Raw genomic sequence first — 24,919 nt, forward strand, 5'->3', positions numbered from 1 at the left:
AAATAATGATAAAATCCTTGAATTGCGCTAAGTTTACTATCAATTACGATGCTTTGTGTGAGAAAATTTCGGCGCAAAAGTGAATAATAAATAACAAACTGAGAACGAACTTGAATAACCTAACCGAAAAGCTTGATCAGTTTAATGAATTTTTTCTAATCGCTCATCCGCTTAAAGTCAATTTGCAAGAGGCTACCGAAGCAGATGCCACTCAGTCTCTGGCACAGTTTGAGCAATCGATGCCCTATGCCTTTAGAATTTCATCGCAAATGTCTGAAATAGAGTCAAAAGCCCTACGCCCTTTCAGAAGCATGGGTGAAAAATTTGATGACTTGGTCGAGTATCTGCAGCTTCAAGCGAAGAAAATGGATTTGATGATGTCGTACATTTTGCAGCAGCAGGATGAGGCTGAATATCGTCAAACCGCGACTAAATTTGGTGGCGGTGGCGTGATTATAAAGCTTAAGCACGAGGTTAACTTGGGCGCATATGCCACCATTAAGCTATTTTTAGAAAACGAAGCGGCGGCTATTTACTGCATTGCCCAAGCCGTTCAATGCGAAGCACTTGAAGACGGTTTTAACGTAAGTTATGCCTACACGCGCATTCGTGAAGAAGACCAAGAACTGTTAGTGCGCGCCAGCCTGCATCTGCAAACTGCGCAATTGCGTAAAAACCAAACTGAGTGATAGCTTCGACTTTACGATCTGAAATAACGCCGAGTTAACTTAAATCCTAAACAAAACAATGACTCTTAGTCGCTGGCAGTCAGTGACAGAGCAACTCTTTTGTTAATGCTGTACGAGAGCCTATTGATACATGTCTTTATTTGAACCGCGCTTAGCGATTAAGAAAAACACGTCTAATATTATTGACCATATTCGCTGGTCGCAACTCACTGGCGCCAGCAAAAGCCTAGCGCTTGCAAAGGCTGCGGCTTCTCATGACGGCCCCCTAGTGGTGATCACGCAAGATACGTCTCACGCATTAATGCTCGAAAAAGAAATACGCTTTTTTAGCGGCAAAACTCATGTTGATGTGCATTTGTTCCCTGATTGGGAAACACTGCCTTATGATGCCTTTTCACCGCATCAAGATATTGTTTCAAAACGTTTAGAGACCCTCTACTTACTCAGTAAAAAGCAAGCCGGTGTGTTTTTAATACCGATTAACACCTTTCTGCAGCGTCAAGCGCCTGTGGAATATGTTGGACAGCACCTGCTTTATCTAAACAAAGGGCAAAAGCTCGACCCGGCAGAATTTAGACGCACACTAGAAAAAGCCGGATATTTGCATGTTAGTCAGGTGATGTCACACAGCGAGTTTTGTGTTCGTGGCAGTATTATCGATCTTTATCCTATGGGTAGCGACCACCCCTTTCGCATTGATTTGTTCGATGACGAAATAGATTCTATTCGCGACTTTGATCCCTCTTCACAGCGAAGCTTAGACAGCATTGACGAAATACGTATGCTTCCGGCTAGAGAATTTCCAACCGATAAAGAAGCCATAAGCTTATTTCGCAATCAATATCTCGACATGTTCCCAAATGCCAACAATGCCGACCATGAGTCGGTGTTCTATCAGGTATGTCGAGGCACTATGCCTGGCGGCGTAGAGTATTATCTGCCACTGTTTTTTGAACAAACCGCGACCATATTTGACTATCTCCATGAAGACAGTCTGTTCGTGTTCGATGAAGCCCTACAAAGCGCTTCTGACAAATTTTGGCGAGACTTGCATAACCGTCACGAGCAATACCAATTTAACCTTGCGCGCCCGCTACTTGCTCCCGAAAAACTTTATCAGCCAACCGGTGAGATGCTCAGCGTCCTTAAAACTTGGCCGAGCATGCAGTTTTCGAGTAAAACCGGCAGCCCAAGTAAAGGATTTGCTAACTTTAAGTGTGAGCCAATAGACAATATTGGTATCGACATGACGGCCACTAATCCGTATACGGCAATCCAAGCTGAAGTCAAAAAAGCACAGTCGTCAAAAACGCCCGTGCTGTTTGTGGCTGAATCTACTGGGCACAAAGAGGCGCTGCTCGATATTCTGGCCAAAGCGAAAATTCGGCCCGAAGCACATGCTAAGTTTGCACAAACTGAGTTAAATAAAAGCCCTATTTCGATAGTAATTGGCTCTGTTGAAGACAGTTTTATATGCAAAGATAAAGCCTCACCACTGCTGGTGGTTACCGAAAAGCAACTGCTTGGCCATAAAGTTGCGCGTCGTAAACAGAGCAAGCGCTCTGCGCAGGTAGACGAAAGCGCCATCATCAGAAATTTAGCCGAGCTCTCTGAAGGTTCTCCGGTGGTGCATTTTGAGCACGGTGTAGGCAGGTTCATTGGCTTACAAACCTTAGATGCAGGCGGTATCACCACAGAATATTTGTGCATTGCGTACGCAAAACAAGCAAAATTATACGTTCCGGTTTCTTCCTTACACCTTATTAGCCGATATAGCGGCGGCGATGCTGATCATGCTCCACTGCATAATTTAGGCAACGATACGTGGACTAAAGCGAAGAAAAAGGCCGCCGAGCGCGTTAGAGACGTCGCCGCACAGTTACTGGATATTTACGCGAAACGCGCCGCAAAACCTGGCTTTGCTTACCCAATTGATTGGCAAGAATATCGTACATTTTCTGACAGTTTTCCTTATACTGAGACCGACGATCAGGCACGCGCCATAAACGCTGTGCTGCAAGATATGGGCTCGCCAAACGCCATGGACCGCTTAGTGTGCGGCGATGTGGGCTTTGGTAAAACCGAGGTTGCTATGCGTGCGGCGTATATAGCCGCAGCAAATGGTAAACAGGTGGCAATTTTAGTGCCGACTACTTTACTCGCGCAGCAGCATTATGAGAACTTTAAAAACCGATTTTCACAGTTTCCATTCACTATTGAGGTGATGTCGCGCTTTGTCAGCGCAAAAGAGCAAAAACTCACCGCTGAGCGCATTTCTCTGGGGCAAGCCGATATCATAGTGGGCACCCATAAACTATTGCAAGACGACATACAGTTTAAAGATTTAGGCCTAGTGATTATTGACGAAGAACATCGCTTTGGTGTGCGTCAAAAAGAGAAGTTTAAAGCCCTGCGAGCCGACGTCGATATTTTAACTTTGACCGCTACGCCGATCCCCAGAACACTTAATATGGCGCTTAGCGGCATGCGCGATTTGTCCATTATCGCTACGCCTCCAGCAAAAAGATTGGCGGTAAAAACCTTTGTGCTCAAGCGTCACGACGATATTATTCGCGAGGCAATTATGCGCGAAATTTTACGCGGTGGTCAGGTGTATTTCTTACACAACGAAGTTAAGACCATCGAAAAAACCGCTCGCGAAATTGAAGACATTGTTCCAGAAGCGCGTATTGCCATTGGTCACGGGCAAATGCGCGAGCGCGAGTTAGAAAGCGTGATGAACGACTTTTATCATCAGCGCTATAACGTTTTAGTATGCTCGACGATTATCGAAACAGGTATAGATGTGGCCACTGCAAATACCATCATTATGGATCGCGCCGATCACTTAGGCTTAGCACAGCTGCACCAATTGCGTGGCCGCGTTGGACGCTCCCATCACCAGGCCTATGCTTATTTGCTAACGCCTCATCCCAAACGCATGACCAAGGACTCTGTTAAACGCTTAGAAGCCATTGCGTCACTAGAAGACCTTGGCGCAGGTTTTGCGCTCGCTACGCATGACTTAGAAATAAGAGGCGCCGGTGAATTACTGGGTGATGACCAATCTGGGCAAATTAATGCGATTGGCTTCTCGTTGTATATGGAAATGCTTGAAAAGGCAGTAGAAGCCCTTAAAGAAGGCAGAGAGCCTAGTTTGAGCGATGCATTAGGACGACAAACCGAAATTGAGCTTCGGATCGCGGCGTTGATCCCCGATGATTACATTGGCGATGTGAACGTTCGTCTGTCGCTTTATAAAAAGCTCGCCAGTTGCAAAAACCAAGACGATATAGACGAATATCAAATCGAATTAATTGACCGTTTTGGCTTATTACCTGAGCCCACAAAGAATCTAGTTGCCATCGCGATGATGAAATTGATTGCAAATCAAATAGGGATTAGCAAAATTGAATTCACCGAAATTGGCGGCTCATTTGAATTTACTCAAGACACAAAAATTGATCCCGGTTACTTAATTCAATTGATTCAAACTAAACCGACTCAATATCGCTTTGATGGCCCGCAAAAACTGCGTGTAATCAAAAAAACTTCCGCTAACAAGGAACGTATAGAATTGGTACACTCAATGCTGGAAAGATTGTTAAAGGAATGTCATGGCTGAGTTTTCTACTAGGCACCTGCTAAAGTCATCAATATTGTTTGTGACTGTCGCACTATCGTGTGTGCCTTCAACGTTTGCGCAAGAAAGTGATTCGGACTGGTGGTTCGATATCGAGTTTATCGCTTTTAAGCGGGATTTGCTGCCTGGTCACCCTGAAGATTTCGCACAAACCGACTACGTCTTTTCTGACGACTCGCCCTTTGATCTATTTACGATAGACTTATTCAAACGCACAAATCCAACGTTTCGCTTGGCAAATGCCCTGCCCGACTGCGACCCAAACAAGCGCAGCGTCACCCTAGCAGACTTAACAATAAGCTCATTTGATGTTGAGGGCTTACTACAAGAATTTGAGCGCGACAGGCAAGCGCTAACAGAAACCTTAAGCGGTCAGGATACATCTGTAGATAATGTGCTGTTTGATATCTCACATCTACAGTTTGTTGAACAGCAACAATATTGGCTGACGCAAGAACCTCCGCACTTGCCGGTCCTGACCTGCACTAGCGAACTGGCGTATGATGATTTTGATCAAGTGCCCCAGCAATTCTTCGCAAATTCACCCTATCTCATCGGGCATCACAGTGTCTTGGCAAATGAACAATTGCCTCTCAGTGAGTATGCAAAACGAGTATTTGCTCAACGAGACATCACCCCGATTATTTACACCGCTTGGCGTCAACCTGTAATATTCGGCGAAGACAATGCATCGTTTTATCGTATTTTTGCCGGCAAACGCTTGGACCCTTCAGCCAAGGTAAAGGACGATACACTCGAAAATACCGAAGCCGACGCGGTGCTTAAAACTCCGATTGACGACACCAGCACAGAAGATTTGCCAGAAACAGCACGAATGGCCTTTGTGCTAAAGCAGTTAAACTTAATCGAAAGTGCGCTCAAATCTGAACAAGACGTCACTTGGGAAGTCCCAGATGATGCAGCAGATAAAGAGCAAACAGATACGGCCGAAATTACCGCGCAATGGGAATTAGATGGCCTATTTAAAGTCTACTTAGATTATGTGAATCGCGTACCTTATTTACATGTCGATAGCGAATTTAAACACGCTCGTCTTGACTTAGATGCCAGCGGCACACCCATCCTCAACAGCTACCCCTCAAAGCAGCGTAGACGCATTATTAGTAAGCAAATACACTACTTTGACCACCCTGCCTTTGGCATTACAGTGCGTCTTGAACGCTATCAGCCACCTGTTGATAGTGCGCAAAACGTGGGCAATCAACAAAATTAGTCCTCATTCGAGGCTCAAGGTAAATGATGAAAATATACACAAAACAAGGTGATAGTGGCCAAACTCAAGTTTACGCCAAAGAAGTACTCAGACTGGATAAAGATGACGCACTGCTAGAGTGCTACGGCACATTAGACGAGCTAAATGCATGGATTGGGGTGATTCAGGCAAAATTAAAAACATCAACACCCGCAAATTTTGTGGCTTTACAAGGGTTTAGCAGTGAACTGCAGAATATCCAGCAGCACTTATTTGCGATTGGTTTTGCAATATCCGATCAGGCTAAACTTTCAGACGATATGATAAACGCATTGGAGCTATCTATTGACGCCATGCAAATGGAAGTCATGCCACAAACTAAATTCATCCTACCGGGTGGGCATCCAGTTGCAGCCGATGTGCATGTAGCCCGAACCGTAGCACGGCGCGCTGAGCGACGTTTAGTAAGCCTATCGAAAGTACACGACGTGCACCCATTGGCTTTATCATTTGTGAACAGGCTATCAGATTATTTATTTGTATTTTCGAGACTAGTCAATCATATCACTGAACATCCTGACATCGAGGTCTAATCTAAAAGTGGCGTTTTTATGCGCTAGTCATCTTTTGTTACAAATTATCCAAAAGGCTTCAAACAGTCACTACAACCTTGCATTATGGGCCTTTCAAAGACCTTAGCAGAAAGTGGAAGTCTGTGAACCATTCACGTCGTCTTTCATTTGTTTTTTGTAGACTTTAGACTAAGCCTGACAGTCTGGAAGGTTTTTTACGTAGTCAGTTTAGTACGCAGTTGGCGCGATACGTAGACGGCTCAATTCTAAAATTGAAACATCCAGCACGCATCTCAATATCAAGACACAAGGAAACACAATATGCCTTTAAAGCGAGCCTCACTAGCCGCAATCCTCTGCGCTGCAAGTTTTGTCTTCATTACCGCTCAAGCCGACTCTGCCATTCAACAAACAAAAGGCGATTTTCAAGATAAGTTTCGTCAACTCGAGGAGGTACTGCCAACACCCAATGTGTACCGCAATGCTGCTGGTGAGCCTGGCCATATGTATTGGCAACAAAAAGTCGACTACGTCATTGATGTTAAACTTGATGAAGATAAACGCCGCTTAAGTGCTTCACAAAAGATTGGCTATACCAATAACTCTCCCGACACACTAAAGTATTTATGGATTCAGTTAGACCAAAATAAATTTCGTGACGACTCAATGTCGGCGCTAACCACTACCTTTGGTGGCATTGGCAACCGTGGGCCAGCCACACAAGGAGCGAACGCAGACAGCCCTGCGCGCTTGAGTTTAGGCGCTTTACGACGCCAACAATTTGTTGACGATACCGAGCTTGGTTATGATTTACAGAAGGTTGCAGATGGCAAAGGCAATGCACTGAAATATACGGTCGTTGGCACCTTGATGCGAGTCGATTTATCTGCACCTCTAAAACCAAAATCTACCACTGAACTGAACATTGATTTTGCCTTTAACATTGTGGAAGAAGATGCGGTTTCAGCTCGCGCAGGCTACGAGCACTTTGCAGACGATGCTCGCGAAGGCGGCAACGATATATTTCTACTGGCTCAGTGGTTTCCGCGCTTGGCCGCTTACACCGATTATGAAGCTTGGACCAACAAAGAGTTTATTGGCCGTGGCGAGTTTACCCTAGAATTTGGTGACTATGATGTCAGTATTACCGTGCCAGCCGACCATATCGTCTCGTCGACCGGCGAATTAGCTAACCCCAGAGATGTGCTCACAAGCGAGCAACGCAAGCGTTTAAAACAAGCTGAAACAGCAGAACGCCCAGTATTTATCGTTACCCCAGATGAGGCCTTAGAAAACGAAAAAGAAGGTAGCTCAGATACTAAAACTTGGCGTTTTAAAGCGGACAAAGTGAGAGACTTCGCATGGGCGAGTTCACGCAAATTTATGTGGGATGCTAAAGGTTATAATCAAGGTGGTGACGAACAGCCACTAGTGATGGCAATGTCATTTTATCCAAAAGAAGGTGGTGACTTGTGGAAGAAATACAGCACCGAGTCTGTGATCCATACCATGGAAGTTTATAGCCGCTTCTCTTTTGACTACCCTTATCCAGTTGCTCAATCAGTGAATGGCCCAGTGGGCGGAATGGAATACCCCATGATCACCTTCAATGGCCCGCGCACCAAGCTACAAGATGATGGTGAGCGCACCTACTCTTTAGCTGAAAAACGCTTTTTAATCGGTGTAGTTATTCATGAAGTGGGGCATATCTACTTCCCCATGATTGTAAACTCTGATGAACGCCAGTGGACATGGATGGATGAAGGACTTAACAGCTTCTTAGACGGCGTTGCGGGTCGTGAATGGGATCCAACCATTCCATGGGGAGTTGAACCACGAGATATTACAGACTACATGAAGTCGAGCACACAAGTTCCGATTATGACTCAGTCTGATTCAGTATTACGCTTAGGGCCTAATGCTTACACCAAACCAGCAGCAGCGCTTAATATTCTGCGCGAGACCATTCTCGGCCGTGATCTATTCGATTTTGCGTTTAAAGAGTACGCGCAACGTTGGAAATACAAACGCCCTACCCCAGCTGATTTTTTCCGCACAATGGAAGAAGCCTCAGGGGTGGACTTAGATTGGTTTTGGCGCGGGTGGTTTTACTCAACCGATCACGTCGATATTTCATTAGATAGTGTCTACGCCTTGCGTTTAGATACTGAAGATCCAGATATCGATTTTTCGCGCCAACGCGAAGCTGAAATGGATAAACCATTGTCTCTTACCGATGAACGAAATAAAGCAGAAGGTATCGAGTTATGGGTAGACCGTAACAAAGACATACGTGATTTCTATGATGACAACGACCAATTTACCGTCACCAATAAAGAACGAAACAAATATCAGTCATTTTTGAAAAACCTAGACCCATGGGAAAAACGTGTATTTGAACGCGCAGTAAAAGAAGATAAAAATTACTACGTACTCGACTTCTCAAATAAAGGTGGTTTAGTCATGCCCATTATTCTTGAGCTAAGCTTTGAAGATGGCAGCACGGATAATATGTATATTCCAGCTGAAATTTGGCGTCGTACTCCCAAGGCCGTGTCTAAATTAATTATCACGGAAAAAGATAAGGTACTTACATCTGTGACCGTGGATCCTCGCTGGGAAACAGCCGACGTCGATGTTGAGAACAATCATTACCCTCGTCGTATTATTCCATCGCGTATAGAAGCATATAAGTCTGAGCGCAGCGAGTCTGGAGTGCGACGTGACCTTATGCAAGACATAAAAACTGAGCTTAAGTCTGACGGCGAAGCAGAAGAAAACGAGAGTGAGCAAGAATAGGATCTAGTATGAAAATGCCTAGGCTAGTTCAATCCATTAGCGCAACACAGGCGACATTTTTGTCGTCTGTATTTGCCCCCATGTCCAAGCAGATTGCAGCGCTGAAATTATTCGGCACTTTGTTAATAAGCAGTTTTTTTCTTGTCAGTGTGAGTATGAGCGTTTTGACCAGCACTGGAGTGCATGCGCACCAGCAAAAGATGGCTATCACCACTGTATATTTTAACGCTCGCACAAATAATATTGAAGTTATGCACCGATTCGACTTGCACGACGCCGAGCATGCCGTTAAAGAGATTTTTGATGGCAACGCCGATATTATTCAAAGTGAGAAAACACAGTCAGATTTTGCGAACTATGTTACTCAACGCTTTGCAATATACAGTGCAGACAAAACAGAGCTAGCGCTTACCTTAGTGGGAACCGAGCTTGAAGGTAAACACTTTTGGGTATACCAAGAAACACCTGCCCCCGAAAACTTAAGTGGCATGTATATTCAACACAATGCATTGAGAGACATCTGGCACACACAAACTAACACTATCAATATTGAAGGTATGGGAGATATTAAAACACTCACCTTTACCGACAATACAGAGTTGTTAAGTGTGAGTTTTAAGTAATGAGCACGCTGCTAAATGGCAGCATGATTTTGAACATAAAAAATATTAGAAAACCTGCACGCTAGCGTGGATAAATCGCTGCGTCACCTTTTGCCGGTGGGCTATCAATAATAAATTCACGCATAATATAAAGTCGTAGAAAGCGCACAATAAGTTGCATAATTTAGCAAAAGAATTTGAGCATCGGTCAAATGGTTTTAAACAAGATAAGTCGCTATTTGGGGAAAAGTAGTTGCAATGTGTGCTTCGGGTTTATATTGGGAGGCCCCTTCCTTCGACGGCTTTACGAAGGGGGGCGGGGTTAATAAGTGGGGAGTCAGGTGGCAATGGGTCGATGGGTTGTCTTGGGGTTACTTAGACCAAATCAAAACGGTCGGCATTCATGACTTTTACCCAGGCTTTTATAAAATCTTCTACAAATCTCACTTTACTATCGTCTTGTGCATACATTTCTGCATAAGAACGCAAGATAGAGTTGGAGCCAAAGACTAAATCCACTCTGGAGGCTGTCCATTTAGTGTCGCCGCTGCTGCGCTCCACAATGTTATATGAATTGCGTCCCGTGGGCTCCCAGCTATAGCGCATGTCGGTTAAGTTGACAAAAAAGTCGTTAGTTAACACGCCTACTTTGTCGGTAAATACACCGTGTGCAGAGTCGCCATAGTTAGTGCCTAATACGCGCATTCCACCAACTAACACTGTCATTTCAGGCGCGGTTAGGCCAAGCAACTGTGTTTTATCCAACATTAGCTCTTCTGGTTGAACGCTAAAGTGCTGCTTAAGATAGTTGCGATAAGCATCATGCACCGGCTCTAATACATCAAAAGATGCGGCATCGGTTTGTTCGTCACTAGCATCACCTCTACCTGGGGTAAATGGCACTTTAACCTGCACGCCTGCTGCCTTTGCTGCCTGTTCAATGGCCGCGCTGCCGCCCAGTACAATTAAATCAGCAATACTAACTTCTTTGTTAAAGTCTGATTTTAGCTGCGCTAGCACGCTCAGAACTTTTTGTAAGCGCTCAGGCTCATTGCCCTGCCAGTCTCTCTGTGGTGCTAAACGAATGCGTGCACCGTTGGCTCCACCCCTAAAATCTGAACCGCGAAAAGTACGTGCACTATCCCAAGCCGTGCTAATTAATTCAGACTTAGAAAGGCCACTTGCTAATATATTGGCTTTTAGTGCCTCAATGTCATTATCGTTTAAGGTACTACTTGAAGCCGGTACTGGGTCTTGCCATATCAATTCTTCACTAGGTGCATCAGCGCCTAAATATCGGCTTTTTGGCCCCAAATCACGATGCGTTAATTTAAACCAAGCGCGGGCAAACACTTCAGAGAAATACGCTGGGTCTTTATAAAAACGTTCCGAAATTTTGCGATACTCAGGGTCCATCTTCATTGCCATATCAGCGTCGGTCATAATTGGATTGAGTCGAATACTAGGGTCTTCAACATCCACCGGCTTATCTTCTTCTTTAATGTCGATGGGCTCCCATTGCCAAGCGCCTGCCGGGCTCTTTTTCAATTCCCAATCATAAGTAAATAGCAAATAAAAATAGCCGTTATCCCACTGCGTTGGATTAGTTGTCCATGCACCTTCAATACCGCTAGTGACGGTATCACGACCCATGCCTCTGCTCTTGTGATTATTCCAACCTAAGCCTTGCTCTTGCAGATCTGCAGCCTCCGGCTCCGGCCCTAAGTTTTCGGCTCGACCATTACCATGACATTTGCCAACCGTGTGTCCGCCAGCGGTTAAGGCAACGGTCTCTTCATCATTCATTGCCATGCGGGCAAATGTCACGCGCACATCGTGAGCGGTTTTAAGCGGGTCGGGCTTGCCATCAACCCCTTCTGGATTGACATAAATTAAACCCATCATTACCGCTGCTAAGGGGTTTTCTAGATCTCGCTCACCTGAATAGCGACTTTTTTCATTATCAGAAGGTGCTAACCATTCTTGCTCTGAGCCCCAATAGATATCTATTTCAGGGTGCCAAATATCTGCGCGACCGCCTGCAAATCCAAAGGTCTTTAAGCCCATTGACTCATACGCCATATTGCCGGCTAAGATGATTAAATCTGCCCAAGAGAGCTTGTTGCCGTATTTTTGTTTGATAGGCCATAGTAAGCGCCTTGCTTTGTCTAAATTTGCGTTGTCAGGCCAGCTGTTAATAGGTGCAAAACGCTGATTACCCGTGCCAGCGCCACCGCGGCCATCGGCGATACGATAGGTACCGGCGCTATGCCAAGCCATGCGGATCATCAAGGCGCCATAATGCCCCCAATCAGCAGGCCACCAGTCTTGACTGGTGATCATTAGTGTTTTGAGGTCGGCTTTTACCGCTTCAAGGTCGAGTGTTTTGAAGGCTTCGGCATAGTTAAAGTCTTTGCCTAGTGGGTTCGATTTGCTGTCGTGCTGGTGCAATATGTCAAGATTAAGTGATTTTGGCCACCACGTTTTTTCAGTAAAAGTGGCAGAGGTAGCACCGCCGTGCATGACTGGACAGGTAGCGCCTTGGGTATTTTGCTCGGTATTCATAAAAAAGATTCCTTATATATTTCTTAGACTTCTAACTGACAATGAAGCAAAGGTGATAATCTATTTACGATAATAGAGCTTAATGGGCGAAACGGACAGCGAGTTTTAGCGATGCAATTAATCGTTTTTTAAGATTAGAGAAGAAAATTTTAAACGTATTTTTGTTATAATGTTGAGCAATTAAGGAGAAGTGCAATAAAGCACTCCACCATAGATATAAATCGATTAATCTTTACTCGGACTAAAATCCGCAGCACTCACAGGGCTGTTTTCAACAAAAAAACGTTTGAGCGCTTGGGCATCGGTTTCTTCGGTCATCACAAAACCCATGCGCTCAGTTAAAGCTGGGTAGCCGTCGCCGCCAGTGGCATTGAAGCTATTTATACTCATACGATAGCTTTGATTTTTATCAATGGCTTTACCATCAATATACACTTTAGCGAGTGCGCCATTTTCACGTTCAAAGCGCAATTTATGATATTGCAGATAGGCGCCTGAATCGGCTGAGAAGGCGGTGATCACGTCTAAGTATTCCCACAGGTCTTGACCCTGCCAATCCATATAGGCCAAGGTATTTTTGAAAGGGTGGACTTGTAAAATATCTTTGTAGCTTACGTCTCCTGCGGCAATGCTATCGCGCACACCGCCGCCACTAATGACACCAAAATCGGCTCCGACCACGTTCATTTGCGCTTGAATGATCACTCGCGCCAAGTTGGTTTGTTGATAACGTACTTTGTTGCGATCGCCCTCTAGTTTTGCATCTACAAAGCCTAAAGTGCCTTCAATTTGTGCCGCTCCTTTAGCTTGAAAAGGCGCTAAAAACGCTTTGAGCTCTGGGTCAGGTGTTATATAGGTGCTTGCTAACTCAGTTGTTAGTGTACCGTCAGATTGTGGCTTATCAATGTATAAATTAACGGGTAACAGCTGATAATCCAACAGCGTTAATTGACCGTCTGCAAACTTAAACTCGGCTTTACCCACATACTTTCCCCATTCGTGAGCCTGCATTATCCACGTCCCATTTTGTTGGTCGGGAGTACAGGGCATACCGGCGGTAAATTTGTCATCATTGACGTTTTCATCGGCCATGCAAACAGGCTCTTGGGAGTGCCCGCCTATGATCATATCTAGCGTGTTGTTCGGTAATGAGCGCGCAAGGGTAACATCCCCTGGCGCATTGCTACCGTGTGTGGCATCCACATAATGACCCATGTGCGTAACGGCAATGGTCAGGTCAGGTTGATACTGCTGCTCGAGTCTTTGCGTTAATGAAGCCGTGATCTGCACGGGCTCTTTAAACACTAAACCGTCAATGTATTGCGGGTTGCCTATTTTCGCTGTGTCGGTGGTGGTGAGGCCAATTACAGCTATAGTTAAGCCTTGCTGCTCAAATATCGCATATTCTTGAAAGACATTTTTACCGCTGTCTTTAAAGAAAATGTTGGCAGATAAAAATGGAAAATTTGACCACGACTGCTGTAAATCTAACACGCTTAAGGGATTATCAAATTCATGATTACCAAGAGCCATGGCGTCGTATTCAATTAATGACATGCCCTTAAAGTCGGGCTCTGCATATTGCAAATCAGACTCTGGCACACCGGTGTTTATGTCACCGCCCGATAACAAAAGAACCGCATGGCCCTGCGCTCTTGCTTGATTGCGTAGCTCATCAACAAGCGTTTTGCGCGCCGCCATGCCATATTCGCCTTTTTCGTTATGCCAAAAGCGTCCGTGATTATCGTTGGTGTGTAAAATGGTTACATAGCGAACCTGTGGCTGCGCATCGACTTCGCTTGATGTCTCAATACTACTGCATGCGATTATGCTAAAAAGGCTGGCGAATAAGATAATGGGAACGAAGAAGCGCGGATTGGGGCTCATATATAAAAGTTCATACATACAGGAATTACAATGATTATATACAAAAACTGGCGCTAGTTCAGCGTAAAAAGATGTTAAGCCTGACTATATGAGCTAATGATTTCCTCACAAGGGCAGTATTGGAAATTGCTCTTCATCTGTAGGCTGAGGGAGCTATAGTTGATTCAATATGACCTGCTTTGTTTATAATATCTGTCGAAGTGGCGCAGTGAACGATAGCCATGACTCTCCTTATTTGATTTGGGTTTCTTGCTCGCAGCAGGCGAAGTGGCATGGGTTAGCGTAACACGCTAATATGCGTAACCAAACGCAATCTCTAGCAGTCAAGATGAAAGTAGCAAAGCACAGAAACTTCATTGTCATTATTGTCTGAATAAGTGCCATTAATGACAAAAACCAATCTGATGTCGTTTATCGCTTACTGAAAATATATAATAAATACAATTATTTAGCTTTTAAACGTTTTGGTACGGATATTGAAGTAGACAAATAATAAGATGTCCTATTTTTATGTATGAGGATAAGACTTAGGAGAATGAGATGAATCCGCAAACAGAACAAATAGATACTTTTAACTTCACGCAATTCTTTGCCAACATTTTGGTGCTTGTAGGCCTTGCATTGTTGCCTTATGTGGTAAACGTTTTGTTCTTAATTTTTTAATAAGTGCTTAGATTAATAGAGGAATTCAATATGTTATCAATGATATTTAGCGATCCGGTTGTGTGGGGTTCACTGTTGGGCATTTTAATAATGATAATTATGGCAGGATATTATACCTATCTATTTATACACAATAGCGCTGAACAAACTTCAGAAAAGTAATAGCATAGCCGTGATCTCTACCCATAAATGTGTTTAGACGCTTATGCTATAGCGAAGATGTTGTAAACATTTACTAAGATATGGGCTCGTCAAAATGGGTGATGTGACGATTCTCATACTCCCTTCAATTGTAACAATTGAAGGGAGTATGAGAATCGCGATGTTGTTCGCCACCTTACAATGTTTATAGCATTTAGCACCTAGTCAATTCACCTGCTTAGTGGGTGGCATATAATAAACCCAAACCAAACACAAAAAAACCAAAACGCTTTAAGGTCTCACTTAACTTTTCAGCTCTTTTTATTTCAGGTATTAAATCAGCTCCTGCGATATACAAAAAATTACCGGCTCCTAACGCCACCAATAATACTAAATTAATTGTGTCACCAAGGAAATATGCTATCAAGGCACCTAAAGGAAAAGTCAGCGCGGAGCAAAAATTTAGTAACAGCGCTCGATATTTGCTATATCCAGAGTGCACTAAAGCGCCAAAATCTCCCATTTCTTGTGGCACTTCGTGCAAAGCCGCAGCCAACCATGCGGCAATACCTGCTTTGATATCTATTACAAATATGGCGCCAATGGCTAATCCACCAATCAGATTATGCGCGCCGTCAGCCACCAACAGCAAAGGCCCCATTGGCCGCACATGCTCTGAAGGCAGCCGATGACAATGATGCCACTCCATCAGCTGATCTAATGCGAAAAAAGCCGTAAATCCAATAACTACCCAAAGCAACACCGAAAAGTCAGGCACATTTGAAGCAAGGGCTTTGGGCAACATATGAAAAAATGCTCCCCCCATGAGTGCACCCGCCGCAAAAGCCACTAGCGGCTGTAATAAACTCTTCAGTAGCTTCTCAGGTAAAAGCGCAAATAATCCGCCGATAAAAGCAATAGAGCTCATCAACAAACCAAACACTAAAATAACAAAAAAAGTGCTATCCACTCGTCAAGCCTCAGTTAAAAGTCATCTGTAGGGTCAACCTTATATCCATTCCGGGGTTGAGTGCATAGGCTTTATAAGTATTGAGAAAATCTCTGTAAGGCTCATCAAACATGTTTAGAACAGCAAGGTTAACGCGAAGCTCTTGTTGATCATTTAGTGGGATAAAACCTCCTGCCGATATGTTAGCAAGCCAATAACTGTCCGTTGAAGCACTACCAAAATTAGGATTTCGGTCAAACTGTTGGAATGGCTCACCTAAAGCGGCGTCTTTTGCATCAGCATATTTACCTTCAAATCGGACATACGGCTCACTTAGCCCTAACAAGCTATTGGGCTGCCATGTTAACTCTCCTAATACCTCGTTAGCTGGCGTTAGAGGCAAGTCTTCACCCGTCAGAGTATTTTCGGTAGCAATCATATCGGCAATCAATCTAACTGACCAATAGTCATTTAACGAATATTCCCCTTCGAACTCGATGCCTTGTAATCTAGCATCGGTTTGTTCATTGCGAAATATAGGCAATCCATTAGTTGCTTGCTCAAAGGTATCTTCAAGGTAAATAAAGTCATCTATTTGATTGTGATATATCGTAACAGAGGCGCTGGCGTTAGGTTTACGCCACCGAATAGCGAAATCTGTATTGATTGACTCCTCTGGCGCTAAATCTGAGTTGCCTAGTTGTACAGCGGCAACACCGCCGTGAATGCCCTGCGCAAACAGCTCAAACAGCGTTGGTGCTCTAAACCCGCTCCCAATGTTAGCCGCTAGCGTCCATTGCCTATTCAGCTGATAAGATCCCCCAACAGAGCCGCTTAATACGTCATAGTTGTTGCTAACGCGCCCGGTAAATGTAGCAGGTGCAGCTGTTTTTTGAGCGTCACCGGTAACTTCAATATAGTCATAACGCATACCTGCTTGTAATAATAAATTGCCAAAACGGCGTTCTTCAAAGGCAAAAATGCCCAACGACTCTTGCTCACCGCCTGGCGATAAAACCTCTAAGCCACGAGACACTTGCTCGCGAGTTTTCACTTCAAAGCCAATTGTGCCGCCATCAAATACCAACCAATCATCATGGCGAGCATCTATGCGAAAAGCGTATTGGTCAAATTCAAGCTCCACGGTTCCATCAAAGCCATCGCTGAGAGTATTTCCTACCGAGCTTGCCTGCCTACTATTATTTTGCCAAGAAAGTGTTGGCTTTATTAACCATTTAGTGTCGTTAATGCTGATGCCGTGCTCAACAGACAACTGCACTTCATCATTTTGTAACCATACCCCTAAGCCCTTGCCAGCAGGAGGATTAGGTTGTAGATAATTTTGTTCATTATCCCATCTGTTGTAGCGCAAGCTGACTTTGGTATCCTCTTCAAACAACCAAGCCACTGCCACTTGTCCGTTGACTTGATTAAAGTCAGTGAATGGAAGCTCCCCCGTAAATGCTGGATCCGAAGCTATGCCAGTTTCAAACGCAGTAGGTTCATCTGGTGTGCTTATCTCTTGCCCTTCTCGGGCAGTAAACCCTGCCGCAATTCCCCAATTCTCACCAAAGCTACTTCCTTTGAAGCTCATGCCTCCTTGTTCATTATTACTTGCGTAGTCCAACCTCAAATCCATCTCGGTATCTATGTGTTGGTTGTAACTAAACCCTACATCTAAGCCAATAACATCTATCACGCCACCTATAGCATCGGAGCCGTACATTAAACTAGAAGCCCCTCGTACAATTTCGATTCTAGAGCTTAAAAAAGGGTCGACATTAGGCTGATGACGAATGCCATATTGTTGATGATCCACAGCCATGCCATTAGACAATATACGAATACGATTTCCTGTTAAACCACGTATCACCGGCACCCCGGCATTATTGCCAGTATCCAATACACGCACTCCAGCAAGATGAGAGAGGGTTTGACCAAGACTCGCGCCTTCTCTGAGCTGCTTTTGTAAGCCTTCTAGCACGTCGATTTTAGCTCCTTGGATATTTTTATCGCCAGGAGTAGGAGTGCTAGCGGTGACGATGATCACCTCGACATCTTGCTCATCATCAGCTTGGTTTGCGTGAACAACGCCACTCACACCGAGCAAGCAAATAAATAATCCTAAGCATGACCAAGGTCGAGTATTTTGTATGTGTATTTTTTTTATCATGTTACTTGTCTATTGAAAAAGCTCCAATACAGTTAATGTTACACTATAACATTGCAATAGAATTGACATGAGTCAAACTTTTACACATTTTTAGTGTGTTTGAATACCATCACATAGACATAAAAGTGAAGGTCTCAAAAAATGAAATCATCAAGCCTTTCTAATGTAAAGCCAATACTCATGTCTAATAATCAACATCGAAGGTCATTGTGGTTATCCACAATGTTGTTTTTCGCTTTTTTAAGATAGCCTTGTACATGAATGAATTATCTGGTGAGGCATCTAAGATGGAAATACAACGACATGGTTTATCCATTGGTATTGAACGGATTAATAACAATCTTTACCTTTTTATCAAAGTGATTGGCAAACTAACCCATGATGACTATCAAACCATTACGCCTATGTTAAATGGTGCGCTTGAGGGTATTAACACGCCAGAAGTCAATGTACTGTTTGACGCTATTGAACTGGAAGGCTGGGAGCTTAGAGCCGCTTGGGATGACCTCAAGTTAGCCTTAAGCCATGGCAAAAAATTTAAAAAGATCGCAATACTCGGTGGGAAAAAATATCTCAAATACGCATCTTCCATTGGTACCTGGTTTACGAGTGGCGAGATAAAAAATTTTGATGATGCAACCAATGCTTACCAATGGCTAAGTGACCAATAATAGTGCGCCAAGGTATATCGCTTTTTAAATCAATGAGGTTAAATCATGATTCGCTTTGAACAAACAAAGGATGCGATTAATCACATCCACTCTTTTCACGTCGCTTTGAGCCAATACTATTTGACCTTAAGTAAGCATCATGACGATGAACGAGTTCGTCTTTGTTTACATTACCTATCCGAGCAGGAACTCAAGTTTGCTGAAGAAATGTCAAATTATAAGTCGCAAGCAAGTGTCGCAATATTAAATACTTGGTTTCAATATACCAATGACGATAGCATATTACAGATACCCACAAGCAGCGAGGCTGATAGCAACTTAAGCTTAAATGACATTATTTCGCTCGCGACACAATTTTCAGAAGAGCTAATGACCTTATACACCGACCTGCATGCACAAGCTAATGTGAATGAGCTGCAGTCGATGTTTGAACACCTCAAAAGCGCCCAGTTACAAAAGAACAAACAACTGTCGGTAAATCTAGACCGAATGATGGACATTTAGGTCAAGTGAGCTGACTAATTTATTTTGGTAACAGAATTCGTTGTCTAGAGATTGTGAAAGCAAGCTCTTCGTTGGCGGGTATTGCAAGCACTTCAACTTTACCTTTCACGGTATGATTGCGAGATTCGTTATCGCGATTTACTTTCATATCGAGGCCAACATTTAGCCAAGTCAAACACTCACAAATTTTATCGCGCACAAGGGCTGAGTTTGCACCAATTAATATTGATAATATGGGATCAAAAGAGGTTTATTGCTCGCCAGAAGGGCCGGCATTAAGCGGGAATTGCATCATCGCCTGCCACTGCTGTCTTGCTTGCTGCAGGGCTATATCAGGCGCTATGCCCTGTTGCGAGAGCTGTGCAGCCGAGCTTTGAATCAACGCGTCACGTTTATCGACCAAGTCCTTAGATTGCTTTTGAAGGCTTTCAAAGGCGGGATACCGTGAGTAGACTTCGTCAACATCTCCAAAACCAAAAAATGCCTCTTCGAACTCCCGTTGATAGTTCGTTTTCATGCCCTGAAAATTCAAATACATCAGCCCCTGCTCGCCTGATAGAAGCTTGAGCTCAGACGCCAGCAAATTTACTTGCTCTGCAGCCTCCAATAAACGCTCCTGCCAGTCAGCAATGGCTTGTTGATCATCTTGCTTTGCAGCACTCGCTAACGCTTCTTTTACATCGTTGGCATTTAGCAGTTCAGTCAGACTTAATAAAGGTTCAGCTTGAGGAGGGGCTTGCACGTTTTCGGGTTGAGATGGTTCTGAACATGCACTTAACAAAAAACAAAAAACGCCCATAAACAATAAGCGCCTGATAAAATTTGTATTCGAGTAGGAATGAATACTGAACAGCGGACTATTTTTCAACGGGAACGTTTTCAACTCGGCTTTTTAGCTTCTGACCGGGTCTAAAGGTAACCACTCTACGGGCTTTGATAGGAATATCTTCGCCGGTTTTTGGATTACGCCCTGGTCGCTCATTTTTGGTCCGTAAATCAAAATTACCAAAGCCGGACAACTTAACCTGCTCACCCGCTTCTAGACACTCTTTAATCTCTTCAAAGAAGAGTTCAACGAGATCTTTTGCGTCTTTCTTGTTAATGCCTAACTTTTCGAACAAATGTTCAGCCATATCAGCTTTGGTTAATGCCATTTGATTAGTCTCTTAATGTTGCACTAAAGTGATCCTGTAAATGTCTAATTACTATATCGACAGACTTTTGAATATCTGAATCTTCCAGTGTCTTTTCAGTGCTTTGTAGCCAAATTGAAATTGCTAAGCTCTTGTATCCAAGTTCAATACCTTGACCTTGGTATACGTCAAACAAGTTTATGCCAACTAAATCAGATATTCCAATTTTTTCAATACTTTTTAGTAGTTTACCTGTTTCAAGCGTCTCATTTACCGTAACGGCAACGTCTCTGCGGTTGATTGGGTATTTTGAAATAGTGCTGGCTGCAGGCAATTTTCGACCTGAAATAGCCGACAATTGGATTTCAAACGCAAAAACTTGGCCGTTAAATCCAAGTTTTTTGGCAAACTGTGGATGCACTGCTCCCACAATCCCGACGCTTTTTTCCTGATAAATGATGTTTGCACACTGCCCAGGGTGATACGCATGTTGCTGAGTTTGCACAAACTCAAAGTCAGCTTCACTCCCGGTAAATGCAATTAACTGCTCACAGACTGCTTTTGCATCAAAAAAATCTAGCGATGCATTGGTAATTGACCAATGCTCATCATGAGTATTGCCGCTTAACACACCACCTATCATCTGAATTTGCTGAACACCGGTTTTTTCATTGGCATCTGGCGTAAAGATTAAACCTGCTTCAAACAGTTTGATATTTGTTTGCTGACGCTTTTGATTATAAGACAACGCGCCTAACAGACCCGGTAACAAACTTACCCGCATTACCGACATCTCTGCAGATATTGGGTGCTCAAGCGCTAAACCTTCTAACTCTGGATACAATAACGCTTGTTTTTTCGGGTCAACAAACGAATAGGTAATCGCCTCTTGAAAGCCCTGTTGTAACAACGACTGCTTTAAAATATTTAAAGCAATATCTTTTTCAGGGTGGGCATTTATGTTTAATCGCGCTAGCGGTGCAGTATTTTCGATATTGTTATATCCATAAATACGCGCGACTTCTTCAATTAAGTCTTCTTCAATAGCGATATCGAAGCGATACGAGGGCGCTTGCACGGTATAAGCACCTTCACTGACTTGAACCTGCATACCCAAACGTTCTAGCATATCTTTGACTCTTGTAGCATCGATATCTTTACCTAATACGCGAGTAATACGCCCATGACGAAGGGTTATCTTATTGCGCACGGGCAGATCTGCGGGAGATACCGCTTCGACGATTGGACCGGCCTTACCGCCAACAATTTCAAGCAGCAACGCAGTCGCTCGATGCATGGCTGTAAACTGTAGTTCGGGATCAACACCACGCTCGTAGCGATGAGAAGCATCAGTATGTAAACTGTATTGACGTGACTTACCTAAAATGTCGTCAGGATTAAAAAATGCGGCTTCTAAAAAGATATTTTTACTTTGCGCGGTAACACCTGAGTGCAGACCGCCAAAAATACCGGCTAAGGCGAGCGCCTTGCTCTGGTCGGCGATCACGAGGGTGTCGGCATTAATATTAATGTTCGTGCCGTCTAACAATGTTATTGGCTCATCCTGCTCGGCAAAGCGCACAACAATATCACCGTCTAATGCGTCGTTGTCGAAGGCATGCATCGGATGGCCAAGCTCCAAGAGCACGTAGTTTGTCACATCAACAACAGGGTCAATACTGCGCACGCCGCTGCGTCTGAGTTTCTCTTTTAGCCAAAGCGGAGAATCAGCGCTCATATCTACGCCTTCTATGACCCTGCCTAAATACCGCGGACAAGCCTGCGTAGCTTTTATCGAAATACCACGACTGTTTTCGATACTCGCTTCAATGGGCGTAATATTAGGGCTATTGAGGTCAAGTTGATTGAGCACGCCCAACTCTCTTGCCACACCCCTCATACCCAAACAATCTGCACGGTTTGGCGTTAAATCGATTTCAATGGAGCTATCGTCGAGCTGCAAGTACTCTCTTAAATCTTGTGCAATCGGTGCATCAACTGGCAACTCTAGAATACCGGAATGATCTTCACCCATACCTAGCTCAGAAAAACTGCAAAGCATACCAAACGAAGGCTGACCACGTAACTTCGCTTTTTTGATTTTAAAGTCACCGGGCAACACTGCGCCTACTTTCGCTACTGCGACTTTAATACCCTTACGGCAATTTGGCGCGCCGCAGACGATATCAAGAAGCTCATCATCACCGATGTTAACTTTGGTAACCTGCAATTTATCGGCATCCGGATGCGGGCCGCATTCAACCACCTCACCTACCACAACGCCACTGAAAGCCGCTGCAACTGGCTCAACGCCATCTACCTCAAGACCGGCCATGCTTAGCTGTTCACACAGCGCGTTTGTATCTAAAGCTGGGTTAACCCATTCTCTTAACCAAGATTCACTGAATTTCATGTTCGACTCTAATTAATTAAATTGCTTGAGGAAACGAAGATCGTTTTCGAAGAAGGCGCGCAAATCGTTTACGCCGTAACGCAGCATCGTCAGACGCTCAACGCCCATACCAAAGGCAAATCCGGTGTAGACTTCAGGGTCGATATTGACTGCTCGCAGCACATTTGGGTGCACCATGCCGCAGCCAAGCACTTCAAGCCACTGGCCGTTTTTACCCATCACATCAACTTCAGCCGAAGGTTCGGTAAACGGGAAGTACGAAGGGCGAAAGCGAACTTTGAGGTCTTCTTCAAAAAAATGGTGCAAGAAGTCGTGCAGCACACCTTTAAGCTCGGCAAAACTGACATCGGTATCAACCATTAAACCCTCGACTTGATGAAACATCGGTGTGTGTGTCTGGTCATAGTCATTGCGGTATACACGCCCGGGCGAGATAATTCTTAGTGGTGGTTTTTGCGCTTCCATAGTGCGAATTTGCACACCAGAAGTTTGTGTGCGCAGCATCACATCTGGATTAAAATAAAAGGTATCGTGATCGGCTCTAGCAGGATGGTTCTTTGGAATATTCAGCGCATCGAAATTATGGAAACCGTCTTCTACTTCTGGTCCAGTTTTGACTGAAAAGCCGATATCAGCAAAATACGCTTCAATACGTTCGATAGTGCGACTGACTGGATGCAGGTTTCCTTTTTCAACAGCTCGACCAGGTAAAGTAACATCAACCGCCTCTTGAGCTAACTTGGCATTCATCTCAGCTGCTTTTAAGGCTTGGATTTTACCATTAATAATGCCCTGTACCTGCTGCTTTGCCTCGTTGATCTTCTGGCCCGCGGCTGGACGTTCTTCAGCAGACAGAGCGCCAAGGCCCTTCATTAAGTCGGTAACCTTTCCTTTTTTGCCCATAAAGGCAACGCGAATAGCGTCAAGCTCTGCGGGGGTATTGGCCCCATCTACTGCATCTTGGGCTTCGCGAATAATTGCTGCTAACTCCATCCTATCCTCTTTTTTGCGCGTATCGAAGTGCATCTAAATATGTAAGCAAGTAAGCCGCGCATTTTACACGTTTTTTACCCCTTTTAGATAGGTCTTAGCCAAATTTATATGATTTTAAAGGGATTTTATTGAAATTAGCTAAAACCAATTTACAAATAACTTGTCTTACAAGGCACCAAAGCGCACAAACAACATGGTAAGGAGAGCGTGATTTAAGTCTTTATCAACCCACTAAATCTGACAGTGGTGTTGCTATATGCTTGTTCTCATCAAATCACCTGAGTACAGGAGTAAATATTCTGTGCTGAAAACAGCGTAATTGATTTAAAAGACAAGCAAAGTACTGTATAAACGCGTCAATGAAAACACCAAAACAACTACAACCTCTATTAGACGATGGACTCATCGATGAAGTGCTTTACCAACTGATGAGTGGCAAAGAAGCCACCGTCTACGTGGTGACTAGCCAAGGTAAAGTGTGCTGCGCAAAAGTTTATAAAGATGCTATGAAGCGTAGCTTTAAAAAGGCCGCTCAATATCAAGAAGGTCGCAAGGTAAAAAATAGCCGACGAGCCAGAGCGATTGAAAAAGGCTCTAGCTTTGGTCGCAAACAGCAAGAAGACGCCTGGCAAAATACCGAAGTTGACGCCCTTTTCACGTTGGCAGCAGCCGGTGTTAGGGTGCCGCAGCCTTACGGTTGTTATGACGGTGTGTTGCTTATGGAGCTTATAACCGACGATGAAGGCAATGTCGCGCCGCGCCTGAACGATGTGTCGATGTCACAAGAGCAAGCTCTTGAGGACCACGCGCAAATGATGCATTACGTGAAACTCATGCTTTGTGCTGGCCTCGTTCATGGTGATTTATCTGAATTTAACGTGTTAGTAGACGACTACGGCCCAGTAGTGATCGACCTGCCCCAAGTGGTCAACGCCGCGGCAAACAATAATGCCTTTAGTATGCTGCAACGAGACGTACGCAACATCACTGACTATTACGGTGAATTTGCACCAGAGCTGCTGCAAACTTTATATGCAGAAGAAATGTGGGCGCTATATGAAGAAGGCAAACTCAAGCCCGACACAGAGCTATCAGGTTATTATGAGTTAGACGACAGCGAAGCCGATGTGGATACCGTACTCGAAGAAATAAAAGCCGCCTTCGCAGAAGAGCAAGAGCGACTTGAGCGCATTCGTGAATAATGGGGTCAGGGTTAATTAATTTCTAAATAATGCGTTTCGGCTTGACCAGCGCAGAGGAGAAAGAATAATGGGGTCAGAGTCTGAAGGATCCCCACGAATATTTAGTC

Annotated in this window: 20 protein-coding genes; 11 read left to right on the forward strand and 9 right to left on the reverse strand. The window is 44.2% G+C overall.

Annotated elements, in window-relative coordinates; genetic code table 11:
- Nucleotides 1–110 precede the first annotated feature (110 nt).
- The 6 genes from AB9H30_RS03185 (at nucleotide 111) to AB9H30_RS03210 (ending at nucleotide 9,539) form a co-directional block, all read left to right on the forward strand.
- A complete protein-coding gene (locus AB9H30_RS03185) occupies nucleotides 111–689 on the forward strand; it encodes a PilZ domain-containing protein (RefSeq protein WP_371193169.1) in 579 nt (192 codons plus the stop codon).
- Nucleotides 690–819: 130 nt separating this feature from the next.
- On the forward strand, nucleotides 820–4,314 hold the full coding sequence (gene mfd, locus AB9H30_RS03190) for a transcription-repair coupling factor (protein WP_371193170.1): 3,495 nt from the start codon (nucleotides 820–822) through the stop codon (nucleotides 4,312–4,314).
- Nucleotides 4,307–5,566: a CsiV family protein gene (locus AB9H30_RS03195; RefSeq protein WP_371193171.1), complete on the forward strand. Its 1,260-nt coding sequence runs from the start codon at nucleotides 4,307–4,309 to the stop codon at nucleotides 5,564–5,566. The genes mfd and AB9H30_RS03195 overlap by 8 nt, the downstream gene beginning before the upstream one ends.
- Nucleotides 5,567–5,589: 23 nt before the next feature.
- Nucleotides 5,590–6,138 (forward strand): cob(I)yrinic acid a,c-diamide adenosyltransferase, encoded by a 549-nt coding sequence (locus AB9H30_RS03200; protein ID WP_371193172.1) that lies wholly within the window; start codon nucleotides 5,590–5,592, stop codon nucleotides 6,136–6,138.
- 300 nt (nucleotides 6,139–6,438) lie between these two features.
- On the forward strand, nucleotides 6,439–8,916 hold the full coding sequence (locus AB9H30_RS03205; protein WP_371193173.1) for a M1 family metallopeptidase: 2,478 nt from the start codon (nucleotides 6,439–6,441) through the stop codon (nucleotides 8,914–8,916).
- A gap of 8 nt (nucleotides 8,917–8,924) precedes the next feature.
- A complete protein-coding gene (locus AB9H30_RS03210) occupies nucleotides 8,925–9,539 on the forward strand; it encodes a DUF6702 family protein (protein WP_371193174.1) in 615 nt (204 codons plus the stop codon).
- 354 nt (nucleotides 9,540–9,893) lie between these two features.
- On the opposite strand, the gene katG is transcribed toward AB9H30_RS03210, so the two are convergent.
- A complete protein-coding gene (gene katG / locus AB9H30_RS03215; protein ID WP_371193175.1) occupies nucleotides 9,894–12,083 on the reverse strand; it encodes a catalase/peroxidase HPI in 2,190 nt (729 codons plus the stop codon).
- A 225-nt stretch (nucleotides 12,084–12,308) separates the two neighbouring features.
- Nucleotides 12,309–13,970, reverse strand: coding sequence for a bifunctional UDP-sugar hydrolase/5'-nucleotidase UshA (ushA, locus tag AB9H30_RS03220; protein ID WP_371193176.1), 1,662 nt, complete (start codon nucleotides 13,968–13,970; stop codon nucleotides 12,309–12,311).
- 540 nt (nucleotides 13,971–14,510) lie between these two features.
- Between ushA and AB9H30_RS03225 the strand changes: the two genes are divergently transcribed.
- The gene (locus AB9H30_RS03225) at nucleotides 14,511–14,633 is read left to right on the forward strand and encodes a hypothetical protein (RefSeq protein ID WP_371193177.1); all 123 of its coding nucleotides are present in this window, start codon (nucleotides 14,511–14,513) and stop codon (nucleotides 14,631–14,633) included.
- Between the two features lie 39 nt (nucleotides 14,634–14,672).
- Complete coding sequence (locus AB9H30_RS03230; protein WP_371193203.1) at nucleotides 14,673–14,795, forward strand: DUF3149 domain-containing protein; 123 nt, start codon at nucleotides 14,673–14,675, stop codon at nucleotides 14,793–14,795.
- A 217-nt stretch (nucleotides 14,796–15,012) separates the two neighbouring features.
- Here AB9H30_RS03230 and AB9H30_RS03235 read toward each other — a convergent pair whose 3' ends face one another.
- Both AB9H30_RS03235 and AB9H30_RS03240 read right to left on the reverse strand, forming a co-directional pair.
- Complete coding sequence (locus AB9H30_RS03235; protein WP_371193178.1) at nucleotides 15,013–15,744, reverse strand: ZIP family metal transporter; 732 nt, start codon at nucleotides 15,742–15,744, stop codon at nucleotides 15,013–15,015.
- A gap of 10 nt (nucleotides 15,745–15,754) precedes the next feature.
- On the reverse strand, nucleotides 15,755–17,896 hold the full coding sequence (locus tag AB9H30_RS03240; protein ID WP_371193179.1) for a TonB-dependent receptor: 2,142 nt from the start codon (nucleotides 17,894–17,896) through the stop codon (nucleotides 15,755–15,757).
- Nucleotides 17,897–18,153: 257 nt separating this feature from the next.
- On the opposite strand from AB9H30_RS03240, the gene AB9H30_RS03245 reads away from it, so the two are divergent.
- Nucleotides 18,154–18,567 carry an STAS/SEC14 domain-containing protein gene (locus AB9H30_RS03245; RefSeq protein WP_371193180.1) on the forward strand — a complete coding sequence of 138 codons (414 nt, stop codon included), beginning with the start codon at nucleotides 18,154–18,156 and terminating at the stop codon, nucleotides 18,565–18,567.
- A gap of 45 nt (nucleotides 18,568–18,612) precedes the next feature.
- Complete coding sequence (locus AB9H30_RS03250; protein WP_371193181.1) at nucleotides 18,613–19,071, forward strand: hypothetical protein; 459 nt, start codon at nucleotides 18,613–18,615, stop codon at nucleotides 19,069–19,071.
- Nucleotides 19,072–19,090: 19 nt separating this feature from the next.
- On the opposite strand, the gene AB9H30_RS03255 is transcribed toward AB9H30_RS03250, so the two are convergent.
- The 5 genes from AB9H30_RS03255 to pheS all read right to left on the reverse strand — a co-directional run bounded on the left by AB9H30_RS03255 (nucleotide 19,091) and on the right by pheS (nucleotide 23,610).
- Nucleotides 19,091–19,219: a hypothetical protein gene (locus AB9H30_RS03255; protein WP_371193182.1), complete on the reverse strand. Its 129-nt coding sequence runs from the start codon at nucleotides 19,217–19,219 to the stop codon at nucleotides 19,091–19,093.
- Between the two features lie 102 nt (nucleotides 19,220–19,321).
- Nucleotides 19,322–19,870, reverse strand: coding sequence for a hypothetical protein (locus tag AB9H30_RS03260; protein ID WP_371193184.1), 549 nt, complete (start codon nucleotides 19,868–19,870; stop codon nucleotides 19,322–19,324).
- A 58-nt stretch (nucleotides 19,871–19,928) separates the two neighbouring features.
- Nucleotides 19,929–20,225, reverse strand: a complete 297-nt coding sequence (locus AB9H30_RS03265) for an integration host factor subunit alpha (RefSeq protein WP_371193186.1) — start codon at nucleotides 20,223–20,225, stop codon at nucleotides 19,929–19,931.
- A 4-nt stretch (nucleotides 20,226–20,229) separates the two neighbouring features.
- Entirely contained in the window at nucleotides 20,230–22,617 is a 2,388-nt protein-coding gene (pheT, locus tag AB9H30_RS03270; protein ID WP_371193188.1) for a phenylalanine--tRNA ligase subunit beta, read from the reverse strand.
- Nucleotides 22,618–22,629: 12 nt separating this feature from the next.
- Nucleotides 22,630–23,610: a phenylalanine--tRNA ligase subunit alpha gene (pheS, locus tag AB9H30_RS03275; protein ID WP_371193189.1), complete on the reverse strand. Its 981-nt coding sequence runs from the start codon at nucleotides 23,608–23,610 to the stop codon at nucleotides 22,630–22,632.
- A 359-nt stretch (nucleotides 23,611–23,969) separates the two neighbouring features.
- Between pheS and AB9H30_RS03280 the strand changes: the two genes are divergently transcribed.
- Nucleotides 23,970–24,812, forward strand: a complete 843-nt coding sequence (locus AB9H30_RS03280) for a PA4780 family RIO1-like protein kinase (protein WP_371193190.1) — start codon at nucleotides 23,970–23,972, stop codon at nucleotides 24,810–24,812.
- Nucleotides 24,813–24,919: the final 107 nt, after the last annotated feature.

It is taken from the genome of Glaciecola sp. SC05, from assembly GCF_041380235.1.
Lineage (GTDB): Bacteria > Pseudomonadota > Gammaproteobacteria > Enterobacterales > Alteromonadaceae > Glaciecola.